The sequence below is a fragment of the Janthinobacterium glycogeni genome (assembly GCF_051380725.1).
GTDB lineage: Bacteria > Pseudomonadota > Gammaproteobacteria > Burkholderiales > Burkholderiaceae_D > Janthinobacterium.
This window is the reverse complement of sequence record NZ_JBNYXP010000004.1, coordinates 55,533-68,343: the sequence shown is the minus strand read 5'-3', so window position 1 is coordinate 68,343 and position 12,811 is coordinate 55,533. Positions and strand designations below refer to the sequence as shown.

The window sequence follows — 12,811 nt, the reverse complement described above, 5'->3', positions numbered from 1 at the left end:
CAAGCTTGATACTTACTGACTTTACAAGGTTACACACATGGAATGGTTATTTGACCCGACAATCTGGGTCGGCCTGCTGACGCTGGTCGTACTGGAAATCGTACTGGGTATCGACAACCTGATTTTCATCGCCATCCTGGCCGAAAAGCTGCCGCCGCACCAGCGCGACAAGGCCAGGGTGCTGGGCCTGACCCTGGCTCTCGTCATGCGCCTGGGTCTGCTCTCGCTGATTTCCTGGCTGGTCACCCTGACGACGCCCTTGTTTTCCATATGGGCCTTCTCGTTTTCGGGGCGCGACCTGATCCTGCTGATCGGCGGCCTGTTCCTGCTGTTCAAGGCCACCAGCGAGCTGCACGAACGCCTCGAAGGCGTCACGCATGCCCAGACGGGACCAAAAGTCTACGCCGGCTTCAGCCTCGTGGTGGCGCAGATCGTCGTGCTCGACGCCGTCTTTTCGCTCGACGCCGTCATCACGGCCGTCGGCATGGTGGAAAATCTGTACGTGATGATGGCGGCCGTCGTCATTTCCATCGTCGTCATGATGCTGGCCTCGAAGGTGCTGACGCGCTTCGTCAACGCCCACCCCACCGTCGTCGTGCTGTGCCTGAGCTTTTTGCTGATGATCGGCCTCTCCCTGGTGGCCGAAGGCCTGGGCTTCCACATTCCGAAAGGCTATCTGTACGCGGCCATCGGTTTCTCGATCGTCATCGAGTTCTTCAACCAGCTGGCGCGCCGCAACTTCCTCAAGCTGCAGTCGAACGCCCCGCTGCGCGACCGCACGGCGCAAGCCGTGCTGAGCCTGCTGGGCGGGCGCAAGGGCCGCGAAGCGGTGGAAGAACACGAAGTCAAGGAATTGCCCGACGTGTCCGCCTTTGGCGTGGAGGAGCGCAACATGGTCAGCGGCGTGCTGACCCTGGCCGAACGCTCGATCCGCTCCGTGATGACGCCGCGCGGCGACGTCTCCTGGGTCAACCTCAACGACAGCAGCGAGAAGATGCTGCAACTGCTGCGCGACACGCCGCACAGCATGATTCCTGTCTGCAATGATGACCTCGACAATGTGGTCGGCATCGCGCGCAGCAAGGACCTCATCGAAGACCTCGTCTCGCGCGGCAAGATCGACCCGGCCAGCATGCGCGAAGCCGTCGTCGTGCCGGAAGCGGCCGGCGTGCTGAAAGCCATGGAAACCCTGAAGCGCTCGCGCGGTCAGCTGGTGCTGGTGGTCGACGAGTTCGGCACCGTGCAAGGCGTGCTCACGCCGATCGACATCCTGGAAGCCATCGCCGGCGAATTCCCCGACGAGGACGAGCAGCCGGATGTGGAAGTGCTCGGTCCCGGCCACTGGCGCATCGATGGCGCGACGGACCTGCATTACCTGGAACAAGTGTTCGAGACGGAAACCCTGGTCAGCGAAGACGGCGAGTACAACTCGCTGGCCGGCTTCCTGCTGGCGCATTTCGAAAACATGCCGGCCGTGGGCGAAGTGCTGGAACTCGACGATCTGCGCTATGAAATCCTCGAGGCCGACGAGCGTCGCATCGCCAGCGTGGACGTGCGCCGCATCGAGCCCGATCACAGTTTGTAACACAATGGCAAGCGTGCACCGCTTGCCATGCCGTATGCTGGGGCCTGCCTTTTTTGGAGACGCCGACATGAAACACTCGCTGCTACGCCTGACCCTGCTCGCTTGCGCCGCCTTGGGCAGCCAGGCCGGCGCCATGGCCGCCTCGCCATCCGCCGCCATCAAGCCTGGCCTGTGGCAAGTCGACAACAAGATGGCGTCACCCGACGCCGCCACCGACAACGCCATGTCCATGGTGCTGCAGCAACTGGGCAACCTTCCTCCCGATCAGCGCAAGCAGCTGGAAAGCATGGCCGCCAGCCGCGGCATGGCCATGCCCACCGTGGGCGCCGACGGCGCCGTGCGCGTGACGGCGTGCGTGACGCCGGACATGGCGGCGCGCAAGCAGATTCCCACAGGCCAGCCCGGCGACTGCACCTCGAAGAACACGGACACCGCGGGCGGCATGAACGTATCGTTCACCTGTGCGAATCCGAAATCGAGCGGCGAAGGCCAGGTGCGCTTCCATGGCGACCAGGCCTTCAGCATGCAGCTGGCGGTTGTGACCAGCGCGCGCGGCACGCCGGAACAGGTGAACGTGACGAGCAAGGGCAAGTGGCTGGGAGCAACGTGCCCTGCCCCGTCCGCCGCCGCTGGTCAGAAGCCGTGACGGAAACCCAGGTTGAAGGCGGCGTCGCCACGCCCCGCATCGCTGGCATTGCCCACCGTGTAGCGGGCGCCGTTCTTGTTGTGGATCTTCGCGTAGGACGCGTAGAAATCGCTGCGCTTTGACAGGGAATACGTGAGGCCGACGGCCACCTGTTTGGCGTCGCGGTTGGCCAGGTCGCGGTCGTCCTTGCGCACGTACGAGGCCAGCAGCTTGAACCCGCCCACGGGCACGGACACGCCCAGCAGGGTGTCGCGGCTGTCCGACGACGACATCGACAGGGCCAGCGAGCTGTAGGCATTGTTCGGGTCCCACGGTGAGCTGCCATAGCCCTTGTTCACGCCCACTGCGGCAAAGGCGGTGGCCACTTTCAGGTCGATGTTCGCCGCGATCAGGGTGTTGCGGGCCGACATGTCGATGGCGGGCAAGGTGCCGGAGGCGAGGATGAAATTGTTCTTGCGCTGGTGCGACACGCTGACATTCACGGCGCCGGACGAATAGCCGAGGGTGGCGCCATACGCGCGGTTGTTGGCGCTGCTGTACGGCGACTCGCCGAAGCTGTAGATGGCGCTGGCCGTCACGCCGCGCAAGGCGGGCGTCACGTATTTGACGGTATTGTCGTAGCGTTTCACGCTGTAGCCGGCCAGGTTGCTGGCGCTGCCGGCCATGCCGCCCTTGAACGGGTCGGCGACGTCGGTGAGCGCCAGGTATTGCAGGTTGTACTGGCGCCCCAGGGTCAGCGCGCCAAGGCGGCTGTCGAGTCCCACGTAGGCCTGGCGGCCGAACAAGCGGCCGTCTTCCGACTGGCCCGTGTCGTTATGGACGCCCGCTTCCAGCGTAAAGACGGCGGAGACGTCGTTGCCCAGCGCTTCGCGCCCCTGCACGCCCAGGCGCGAGCCGGAGGCGACGCCGCCGGACACCCTGGTGCCGGCGCAACCGGGGGCGCAGCCCCGCTCGGCCACGATGCCCGCGTCGAGCACGCCGTACACGGCAACGTTGGTGGATGCGGCATTGCCCGCGCCATCGGCAGCCTGGGCCGTCGCGCCCAGCGCGAAAGGCCCCATTCCTATCACAGCAAGCGCAAAATACGAGGTCTTCATGATAAATATCTCGGTGACGTGAAAAGTAAACTACCCGGTATTGATCAGGACATGCGCTGTGTGTCTGATCCAAGTGTTACCTTATCCTCGCTTTTTGTCCAGCCATCCGTGCGTTGTACAACAGAAACTTCAGCTTAGCCTCAAGAAACACGTCGCGCACTGACAACACGCAAGATTGACCATGTTTGTGCCAATATGCGGCAAAATGGCGTGAATTGCAGGCCCTGCCGTAAAGCAATGTTCGGTGGCGAACGTTGCGCGATCTGACGCAGGCGGTACACTACTGGTTTTACCGACAGCGGCTCGCCCGTTTTTTCTGCATGCTAGCTATCCTCGAACGCATTGACCCCAACTCCAGCAATATCGACTTGCTGGTGGAATTATTCAACTCACTGCGTCCCAAGCGCCCTCACGACAGCGCTACCGCGATCGCCAACGTGCGCACCCTGCGCCAGCTTCTCAAAGGTAACCCCGCGCAAGCGCGCGCCCTGCACGAATACGTGCTGCGCGTGCTGGCCGCGCGCCGCCACGCCAGCCTGTACACCGACATCGGCGTGCTGTCGAACAGCGGTTTCTTTACAGAATTAAAACGCCGCATCGCCTACCGCATGCTGCCGCCCGCCCTCGGCGACGAATACCTGAACGACGCGCTCGACCAGGTGCTGTACCTGAAGACTGATTATTTGTGGATCAGCAACGTGCCCGCCACGGACTGGCTGGAATTGTTCGACGTACTGACCAGCGACGAGGTCGAACTGGCCGTGGGCGACGGCAATATCATGTTGCCAGGCATGCTCGACGCCATCCGCACCCTGTCCTACCGCGTCTGCGCCATGGGCCTGGAACCGGAACTGACGCGTTTCCACAGCGAAATTGAAGTGTTCCAGTCGCCGTTCATGGTGCAGAACACGGAAGTGAATGCCTACCTGGACGCCTACACGAGCCTGCTGCAGGGCGATATCGAGCACATCGAGGATGCGCGCCATTTGCTGGTGATGCTGGACCAGTGCGACGCCGTCATCGCCAAGATCCGCAAGAAGGCGCTGTACCAGGGCACCAGCATTCCCCTCACGTATTTATTGGTGGCGCTGGCGCAAAGCATCGAGCGCCTGCGCAAGCTGCTGTTCCTCGTCGACACGAGCGGCGAGCTGCCCCCATCGAACAACGTGGACATCGCCGCCATCACGGTCGACGCCACGCAGGACTTGCTGCACCCGCAACCCGTCAGCCGCCGCCGCGCGGGCGCCGTGGGGCTGGCGCTGGAATTGATACGCGCGCACAACCACAAATACAAGGTCAGCGACCTGTTTTCCGACAATATCAACTTGCTGGCGCGCAATGTGACGGAAAACGCCAGCCGCACGGGCGAGCACTACATCGCGGAAAACCGCCGCGAAATGGGCGCCATGTTCCTCTCGTCCGCGGGCGCGGGCGTGATCATCGGCTTCATGGCCCTGTTCAAGATATTGATGTCGTATTTGCGCTCGGCGCCGCTGGTCGAAGCGTTCATGTTCAGCATGAATTACTCGATCGGTTTCATGTTCATCCACTTGCTGCACTTTACGGTGGCCACCAAGCAGCCGGCCATGACGGCTTCGCGCATCGCCGCCGGCCTGCACAGCAAGGATGGCCGGAATATCGACCTCGACAGCATGGCCGAACTGATCAACAAGGTCTTCCGCACGCAAAACATGGCCGTGCTGGGCAACCTGGCGACGGCCATCCCCACGGCGTGGCTGATCGCGCTCGGCTACAAGGCGATCACGGGGCACAACCTGGTATCGCCGGAAAAAGCCATGCATCTGCTGCACGATATCGACCCCATCGGCAGCCCCGCCATCTTCTACGCCATGATCGCCGGCGTGTGCCTGTTCGTGGCGGGCCTGATTTCCGGCTACTACGACAACCAGGCCCTCTACACGCGCTGGGCGCAGCGCATCGCGCAATTGCGCGGCCTGGGCCGCGTGATCGGCCAGGACCGCTTGCAGCGGCTGGGCCTGTACCTGGAAAACAACCTGGGCGGGCTGATGGGTAACTTCTATTTCGGTATTTTGCTGGGTTCCATCGGCACCCTGGGTTTCCTGATCGGCTTGCCCATCGATATCCGCCACATCACCTTCTCGGCCGCCAACTTTGCGACGGCCCTGGTGGGACTCGACCACAATATGAGCTGGCAGCTGGCCGTCAAGTCGCTGTCGGGCATCTTCGCCATCGGCACGGCCAACCTGCTGGTCAGCTTCGGCCTGGCCCTGTGGGTGGCGCTGCGTTCGCGCCAGGTGCGCTTCAAGCACGGCATGCAATTGCTGAAGATCCTGGGCAAGCGCTTCCTGCGCTCACCCATCGTCTTCTTCTTCGGCTCGAAAAACCCGCCGCCACTGGCACTGGCCGACGATTCGGCAAACCTGTCACCCACAACCAAGGCTCAAAAATGACCGCCAGGCGCATGCAACCCTGTCTCACCGCCCTCCTGCTGTGCTGGACCCTGGCTGCATGCGCCTCGCTGCCCAATGTCAAGAACCTCAACACTACCCTGGAACCCGTGGCCAGGCCGAATGTGATCACGGGCAAGGGCGCCATGCTGAACGTCAACAGCCGGGCCGCCCTGCTCAACAAGCGCTGGGCCAAGTCCGGCATGGACTTGAAGACCCAGGCCGCGCTGGAAGAGGCGGCCACGGGTGTGCCTTTGATCAAGGGCAACAAGGTGACCCTGCTGTTCGACGGCCCGCAAACCATGGCCGCCATGTTCCAGGCCATCAGCGAAGCGAAGAACAGCATCAACCTGGAAACGTATATCTTCGACCAGGACCCGCTGGGCCTGAAGTTTGCCGACATGCTGATCGAAAAGCAGCAATCGGGCGTGACGGTCAACGTCATCTACGACAGCGTGGGCACCATCGGCGTGCCGCAGGCGTTTTTTGAGCGCATGCGCGCGGCCGGCGTGCACCTGGTGGCGTTCAATCCCGTCAATCCTGCCAGGCTCAAGGGCGACGACTGGAAGATCAACAACCGCGACCACCGCAAGGTCCTGATCGTCGACGGCAAGACGGCGTTTACGGGCGGCATCAACATCAGCGACACCTATGCGAAAAGCTCGCTGTTCCGCTCGAAATCGAAACCCACCGACAAGAAGGACGTGGGCTGGCGCGACACCCACGTGAAAGTGGAAGGCCCGGCCGTGGCCGCCTTCCAGTGGCTGTTCATCCGCACCTGGGCCCAGCAAGACCAGGCCGACTTGCCGGACGCCAATTATTTCCCCGTGCTTTCCGAAGTGGGCGACAAGCTGGTGCGCGTGGTGGCCAGCGAGCCGGACGGCGGCTTTGAAATCTACAAGGCCTACATCCTGGCCATCCAGGAAGCCAAGAAATCGATCCACATCACGTCCGCCTATTTCGTGCCCGACCAGCAGACGGTCGACGCGCTGGTCGCGGCCGCCAAGCGGGGCGTGGACGTCACCGTGGTGCTGCCCGGCGTGTCCGACAGCGGCCTCGTGTTCCATGCGGGACACGCGCTGTACGACCAGCTGCTGGCCGGCGGCATCCGCATCTTTCATTTGAAACTGGCCGTGCTGCACGCCAAGACGGCCGTCATCGACGGCGCCTGGTCGACGGTCGGCTCGACCAACATCGACATGCGCAGCTTCCTGCATAACAGCGAACTGAACGTGATCGTGCTGGGCGACAGCTTCGGCAGGGAAATGGAAAACGCCTTCCAGGAAGACTTGCGCGACTCGGAAGAGATCACCAGGGCGAAATGGGAAACACGGCCCCTCTCCGACCGCATGAAGGAATGGGCGGCGCGCTTCATGAACTACTGGCTGTAAGGCACAGAACTGTGCCCCGGCAGGTCGGCGCAGGTCGGCGCAGGTCGGCGTAGGTCGGCTTAGCGCAGCGTAAGCCGACATCAGCGTCAGCCGACACCATCACGAAAACTACCACCACCGCCAACAATAGCGTCGGATTACGCGCGGCTTCGCCCCGCTAATCCGACCTACAGCGGCCGCAAGCTGGCCCACACGCCGCCCTGGCGCTCGAACGCTTCCGTGCTGACCTTTTCAAAATCGGCGCTGTCTTCATTCCAGCTGTAGCGCTCAACCCTGATGCAGCTGTTTTCCACGCGCAGCACATTGAAGGAGTTCGACTCGCCCCTGCCCCGCGTGGACGTGGCCGTGCCCGCCTGCACCATCAGGGCCGCGTAGCCGGCGATCTTGTAGCGCTCGGCCGTATTGCCCGCCACGCTCGCATGCAGATGGCCCGCCAGCAGCAAATCCACGCCGCATTCGGAAAACATCTGCAGCGCCTGCGGCGCGCGGTCCACCAGATCGTCTTCATCGAAGTGCTCGGGCAAGTCGAATGGATGGTGCGTGACGATGATGCGCGTCAAACCGGGCGGCAAACGGCCCAGGCGTTCACGCAGGAAATCGATCTGCTCGTGGCTGATGCGGCCATCCTTGAACGTCAATGAACGGGCCGTATTGATGCCCAGCACGGCGATTTCCTCATCCACGTATTCGGGCGACAAATCGCCCGTCACGTGGCGCCGGTATTTCACCAGCGGCGTCAGGAAGCGGGAAAAGACGTTATACAGGGGCACGTCATGGTTGCCCGGCACCACGATCTGCGGCCCCGGCAAGCTGTCGAGAAATTGCCGCGCCGCCTGGAACTGGGCGCTGCGGGCCCGCTGGGTGAGGTCGCCGGAGACCACCACCACATCCGGTTCCAGGCGCTCGACCAGCGCGCGCAAGGGCGCCAGCAAGTCCGCGTCGACCCGGCCGAAATGCAAATCTGACAAATGCACGATGGTACGTATGGCGTTCTCCTAGCTGGCGGCTGGCACGGGCGCCGGCACGATCACTTCGAGCGCGGCCGTGCGGATGCGGTAGCGCAGCGGCGTGTTCATCACGGTCACCTCGCCATCGGTGGCCACGCGCAGGCGGCGGTGCCGCGTGGCGATCTCCAGGTCGGTGGCCGTCAGCACATCGAAATCCTTGGCCTGCGACAACTTGCCGAACAGCGCGTGCAGGGCCAGGCGCACGAGGCCCAGGCGGCCCGGACGCTGCGCCACGTACAGGCTCAGCTGGCCACCATCGAGGCGCTCGCGCTCGCCGATGTTCAAGCCTTCCATCAGGTATTCATTATTGCCGATGAAGACGAAAGGCGTGCGCCGCGCATGCACGGCGTCGTTGAGTTTCAATTGCACGCTGAGAAACGGATAGCGGCGCAAGGCGGCCAGCAGCGCCCAGCTGAAGGCCAGCCACTTGCCCCGTCCCAGGCGGCGCTGCTGCTTTTCGCGGTCGCGCACGATATCGGGATACAGGCCCAGGCTGGAATTGTTCAGGAAGATGCGGCCATTGACTTCGCCCACGTCGACCTGGTGCGGCACACCCTGCGCCACGTTGGCAATCGCCGCATCGAGGTCAAGCGGGATATTCAAATCCTTGGCGAAATGGTTCAAGGTGCCCAGCGGCAAGACGCCAAACGGCGTGCCGCTGCCGACGACGATGGACGCGACGGCATTGATGGTGCCGTCGCCGCCGCCGGCCACGACGATGGGCGCGCCATCGCGCAAGGCCTGCTCGGCCGTGGCAATCATCTCTGCCCCGCTTTGCGCCAGGGTAATGGCGGCGTCGAGTCCCGCGGCGGCGAATTTCGCTTCGAGCTGCTGCGCCCAGTCGGGCGCGTAGCCGCAACCGGCGCCCCCGTTGATGATGACTGCAATCTTGCTCAGGATGGTTTCCCCTTATTTGGTTTGCCGGATATGCCGGCGGCGGCGCAGGGTCGACACGCCGGCGATGCAGATGGCCAGCCAGCCATAGCTTTCCGCCATGGCCGCCAGCACATCGCTCAGGTAATGCGCGCCCAGATAAATGCGGCTGAAGCCCACGAGCGACGCCATCAGGAAGGCGCCCAGCGCGATGACGATGCGCTTGCCCCAGGCGCCCGGCGCCGTCTGGCAAATCAGGTAGGCGGCCAGCAAGCCGTACAAAGCTGTCGAGGTGGCAGTATGGCCGCTGGGAAAGCTGTACGTGCTCAAGGCCGTCTGCAGGATGGGCTCGTCAAAGCTGGGCCGCGCGCGCACAAAAATGTACTTTAACAGCAGGTTCAAAAACATGACGCCCGGCATGGTGATGACCAGGGTAAACAGCCAGTAATCTGCGCCCTTGCGGTGCAGATACCAGCCCAGCAGGACGGCCAGGGTGATGGCGCCGATCACGCCATGCATATGCGTGACAACCAGCAGCACGCTGGTGATCCACGGCACGGCATGCTGGTTGAACCACTGCGCCACCTGCAGGTCGATCACGGTGATCTGGGTCATGCCCATGACGGCTTCGGCGATCTCGTGGAAGACCACGATGGCCACCAGCATCAGGGCCACGCCCACCGTCATATGCAGGCCCAGTTCGCCCTCGGGCGACAGGCGCGCCTCGACGAAGCGGCGCAGTTTCATGGTCCAGCCCGTCGTCATGCCCATGTCATTATTCTCTTGCAAACTGATCTCTCTTTCATGTTCCTGGCGATGATCAAAAAAACCACACCAGCAAAAAAATACTGTTTATTCATACAGTAGCTGTGTATTTATACAGTAGTTATGCTATTCTGATGACTCGTTCAACACATCTCCCTCAAAGGAATTGTCATGGCAACATTGAATAGCGGTTTTGGCTCACGGTTCGGCCTGGAATACGCCCCAAGCTCTTTCCTCGTCCGCATGGGCAAGCGCGAAATCCTCGTCTGCCGCGACTTCCGCAAGCGCTACTACACGGTCAATCCCTTGATCGAGTGCGGTACGGGCATCGAGCCGGGCTATGTTGAAGTGCTGCTGATGCGCCGTTGGTTGCTTATTCTATCCAAGGCGCATTAAGAATGACTTTAAAACAAGGTGCTCGCACATTGTTTTAAAGTCAGCTCGCCCGGCCACGCCGGGAACGCCCAGTACCGGCCAGCGGCAACGCTGGCCGCCCCCTCATTACTGCGTGCGTTCCGGTGCGGCCGGGCTGGCAGGTGTTGGCACTGACAGCACCTTGTCAGACACATTCGCTTCGTACCACAGGGTTACGAACAGCACCATCACGACGGGGCCGATGAACAGGCCCACGAGGCCCAGGGTTTCCACGCCGCCCAGGATGCCGAACAACACGGCCAGGAAAGGCAAGCGGGTGGCGTTGCCGATCATTCCAGGGCGCACGAAGTGGTCGGCCACGAACAGCACCACGGTGCCCCACGCGGCCACGCCGATGGCGGCGCCAACATTGCCCTGGAACACCAGCAAAGCGGCCGCGCACAGGTAAGCGAGCGGCGCGCCGAACGGGATGATGGCCAAAATGCCGGTGGCGAACGCCCACAGGGCCGGCGACGGCAAGCCGGCAATCGCGTAGGCGAAGCCGATCAGCACGCCTTCCGCCAGGCCCACGAGCACCAGGCCGTTGACGGTGGCGCGGATGGCCGTGGGGATCTTTTGCGCATAGCGGCCCCACCGTTCAGGACGCAAAAAATGGCTGCCGACGGCCGTGATCTGGCGCGTCAGCGCTTCGCCATCCTTGTAGAAGAAAAACAGGCATAAAAAGGCCAGGCCGAAGTCGACCAGGCGGTGGAAGACGTCCGCGCCCAGCACCTTGAGCATGTCGCGCGCGGAATGAAAACCGCCCACGGCGCTGCCCGCAAAGAAGTGGCCGAGGCCGTGGGGCTGGCTCAGGGTGGCTTGCCACCAGTCGCCGATGGCGCTGCCGGCCAGCGGAATGTGCGCCACCCAGTCCGGCACGGGCAAGCCGTCGGTATTCGCATGGACGACGAAATTGGCCAGCACGGGCACTTCGCGCGCCGCCTGCGCCACGCCGAACAGCACGGGGATGATGAAAATGCAGGCGAACGCCAGGGTCAGCACGGCGGCCGCGATGATGGTGCGCTGGCCCAGCGCCGCGCGCACGCGCAGGTACAGGGGCCACGTGGCCACGCACAGGATGCCGGCCCACACGAGCGGCAAAAAGAAACGCTGCATGACGAAGGCCGTCACGGCGATCAGGGCCAGGGAAAAGCCTGCGCTGACGATGTCGCGCTGGGTATCGTTCATGCCACTCCATTCTTGCCCCGCACCCTTTAAAGGTGTACGGGCTTATAGCGCCTAACAAAACCGTAGCGAGCGGAAGGAAGTTATGGCTGAGAAGCGCAACTGTACGAAGGTACAGTGAGCATCGCAGGCCGCAAATTACGACGCGCAGTAGGTTTTGATAGGTGCCAGGCTACGCGCCAGTTGCGCAGGCGTAGCGTACCACGGAGTTTCGCTGATTTATACGAGGCCCAGCTCCACCGGCTTGACGCCGGCAAACACATGATCGAGTTGCGCCGGTGTCAAACCGAAGGTGCGGCGCAGCAAGCCGCCCAGCACGGCCCGGTATTCATTGAGCACGGGCATGTCGCGGTTCTGGAACAGCGTCGCCTGCGACATCGCCACCTGCTCGCCCGCCACCTGTTTCCCCTTGATGCCGCCGCCCAGCACCCAGAACACGCTGCCGTGGCCGTGGTCCGTGCCGCGGTTGCCGTTTTCGCGGAAGGTGCGGCCAAATTCGCTGACCACCACCACCACGGTATTGCGCCACTCGCCGCCCATTTCCTGCGAAAACGCGGCCAGCCCCCGCCCCAGTTCGTCGAAGCGCCCCGCCAGGTAGCCGCTGGCGCCGCCCTGCCCCACGTGCGTATCCCAGCCGCCCACGTCGACGAAACCGAGGTTGTATTTGTCCTTCATCAAGCGCGCAATGCGCTGCGCTTCCAGTTCGAAGCCCTTGGTACTGATGGCGTTGCGGTTGGCCGCCTGCATTTCTCCCGTCAATTCCTTCGTCACGTCGTCGCGCACGGCAAAGCCGGCGCTGACCGGTTGCTGCAAGGGCGTGCCCTTGTACATGGCCGCGATAACCTGGCTTTGACGCGCATCGATACCGGACTTGCCCACGGAGCGCAGTCCCATGTTCGGCACCTGCACGCCACCCTGGAAGATCAGGGGCAGCTGGTCCGTGAAGGAAATGGCGTGCTTGCCGCTATTGAGGCTTTGCGTCAGCCGGTTCAAAAAGCCCGAACGGAAATCGCGGCGCCCGCCCAGTTCCTGTCCCAGTTCGATGCTGTCCTGCGTCTCGAAATGGCTGCGCGTCAAGTCCGTCGTGCCCGCAAACGGAATGAAGGCCGCCTCGCCGCCATTGAACATCGGGTAGATGGTCTCGCGCAAGGCGGGATGCAGGGCCCAGTCGGCGGTCAAGGCCAGCGCGCCGTTATCCGCACCCGGTTTCGCGATGGCGATATTCGGCCGCGATGCATAGTAAAAATCGCTGCCGACGGGCACCAGCAGGTTGTTCGCGTCATAGCCGCCGCGCAAAAAGACGAACAGCAGCTTCGCATTCGTGGCGGGCGCGGCCAGCAAACTGCCCGCGTGCGACAACAGGGGCGCGGCGGCCAGGGCTTTCAACAGGTCACGACGGTTCATGGCTATCCTTTCAAT

At 62.9% G+C, this 12,811-nt stretch carries 11 protein-coding genes; 5 read left to right on the top strand and 6 right to left on the bottom strand.

The window, feature by feature from the left end:
* Positions 1-37: 37 nt before the first annotated feature.
* Together ACQ4W4_RS11185 and ACQ4W4_RS11180 are read left to right on the top strand one after the other, a co-directional pair.
* Entirely contained in the window at positions 38-1,585 is a 1,548-nt protein-coding gene (locus ACQ4W4_RS11185; protein ID WP_436542076.1) for a TerC family protein, read from the top strand.
* Between the two features lie 67 nt (positions 1,586-1,652).
* Positions 1,653-2,231 (top strand): DUF3617 domain-containing protein, encoded by a 579-nt coding sequence (locus ACQ4W4_RS11180; protein ID WP_436542075.1) that lies wholly within the window; start codon positions 1,653-1,655, stop codon positions 2,229-2,231.
* On the opposite strand, the gene ACQ4W4_RS11175 is transcribed toward ACQ4W4_RS11180, so the two are convergent.
* Entirely contained in the window at positions 2,219-3,292 is a 1,074-nt protein-coding gene (locus ACQ4W4_RS11175; protein ID WP_436542074.1) for a porin, read from the bottom strand. The genes ACQ4W4_RS11180 and ACQ4W4_RS11175 overlap by 13 nt on opposite strands.
* Before the next feature lie 356 nt (positions 3,293-3,648).
* Here ACQ4W4_RS11175 and ACQ4W4_RS11170 point away from each other — a divergent pair, with 356 nt between their 5' ends.
* Together ACQ4W4_RS11170 and cls are read left to right on the top strand one after the other, a co-directional pair.
* Positions 3,649-5,760 (top strand): site-specific recombinase, encoded by a 2,112-nt coding sequence (locus ACQ4W4_RS11170; RefSeq protein ID WP_436542073.1) that lies wholly within the window; start codon positions 3,649-3,651, stop codon positions 5,758-5,760.
* Positions 5,761-5,771: 11 nt separating this feature from the next.
* Positions 5,772-7,148, top strand: coding sequence for a cardiolipin synthase (gene cls, locus ACQ4W4_RS11165; RefSeq protein WP_436542072.1), 1,377 nt, complete (start codon positions 5,772-5,774; stop codon positions 7,146-7,148).
* Positions 7,149-7,315: 167 nt separating this feature from the next.
* Here cls and ACQ4W4_RS11160 read toward each other — a convergent pair whose 3' ends face one another.
* From ACQ4W4_RS11160 to ACQ4W4_RS11150, 3 genes are read right to left on the bottom strand one after another with little or no spacing between them, the layout of a single operon-like run.
* Positions 7,316-8,134, bottom strand: a complete 819-nt coding sequence (locus ACQ4W4_RS11160; protein WP_436542343.1) for a metallophosphoesterase family protein — start codon at positions 8,132-8,134, stop codon at positions 7,316-7,318.
* Between the two features lie 9 nt (positions 8,135-8,143).
* The gene (locus tag ACQ4W4_RS11155) at positions 8,144-9,052 is read right to left on the bottom strand and encodes a diacylglycerol/lipid kinase family protein (protein ID WP_436542342.1); all 909 of its coding nucleotides are present in this window, start codon (positions 9,050-9,052) and stop codon (positions 8,144-8,146) included.
* Between the two features lie 12 nt (positions 9,053-9,064).
* Positions 9,065-9,817: a phosphatase PAP2 family protein gene (locus ACQ4W4_RS11150; protein ID WP_436542071.1), complete on the bottom strand. Its 753-nt coding sequence runs from the start codon at positions 9,815-9,817 to the stop codon at positions 9,065-9,067.
* A 147-nt stretch (positions 9,818-9,964) separates the two neighbouring features.
* Between ACQ4W4_RS11150 and ACQ4W4_RS11145 the strand changes: the two genes are divergently transcribed.
* Positions 9,965-10,189, top strand: coding sequence for a hypothetical protein (locus ACQ4W4_RS11145; protein ID WP_010396348.1), 225 nt, complete (start codon positions 9,965-9,967; stop codon positions 10,187-10,189).
* A gap of 105 nt (positions 10,190-10,294) precedes the next feature.
* Here the strand turns inward: ACQ4W4_RS11145 and ACQ4W4_RS11140 are convergent, their stop codons facing one another.
* Both ACQ4W4_RS11140 and ACQ4W4_RS11135 read right to left on the bottom strand, forming a co-directional pair.
* Entirely contained in the window at positions 10,295-11,395 is a 1,101-nt protein-coding gene (locus tag ACQ4W4_RS11140) for an AI-2E family transporter (RefSeq protein ID WP_436542070.1), read from the bottom strand.
* A 216-nt stretch (positions 11,396-11,611) separates the two neighbouring features.
* A complete protein-coding gene (locus tag ACQ4W4_RS11135; protein WP_436542069.1) occupies positions 11,612-12,796 on the bottom strand; it encodes a DUF1501 domain-containing protein in 1,185 nt (394 codons plus the stop codon).
* Between the last annotated feature and the right edge of the window lie 15 nt (positions 12,797-12,811).

Coding starts and splice junctions, on each gene's coding strand:
- ACQ4W4_RS11180 (WP_436542075.1), top strand. CDS start 1,653: ATGAAACACTCGCTGCTACGCCTGACCCTGCTCGCTTGCGCCGCCTTG.
- ACQ4W4_RS11185 (WP_436542076.1), top strand. CDS start 38: ATGGAATGGTTATTTGACCCGACAATCTGGGTCGGCCTGCTGACGCTG.
- cls (WP_436542072.1), top strand. CDS start 5,772: ATGCAACCCTGTCTCACCGCCCTCCTGCTGTGCTGGACCCTGGCTGCA.
- ACQ4W4_RS11175 (WP_436542074.1), bottom strand. CDS start 3,292: ATGGGGCCTTTCGCGCTGGGCGCGACGGCCCAGGCTGCCGATGGCGCG.
- ACQ4W4_RS11135 (WP_436542069.1), bottom strand. CDS start 12,796: ATGAACCGTCGTGACCTGTTGAAAGCCCTGGCCGCCGCGCCCCTGTTG.
- ACQ4W4_RS11140 (WP_436542070.1), bottom strand. CDS start 11,395: ATGAACGATACCCAGCGCGACATCGTCAGCGCAGGCTTTTCCCTGGCC.
- ACQ4W4_RS11170 (WP_436542073.1), top strand. CDS start 3,649: ATGCTAGCTATCCTCGAACGCATTGACCCCAACTCCAGCAATATCGAC.
- ACQ4W4_RS11145 (WP_010396348.1), top strand. CDS start 9,965: ATGGCAACATTGAATAGCGGTTTTGGCTCACGGTTCGGCCTGGAATAC.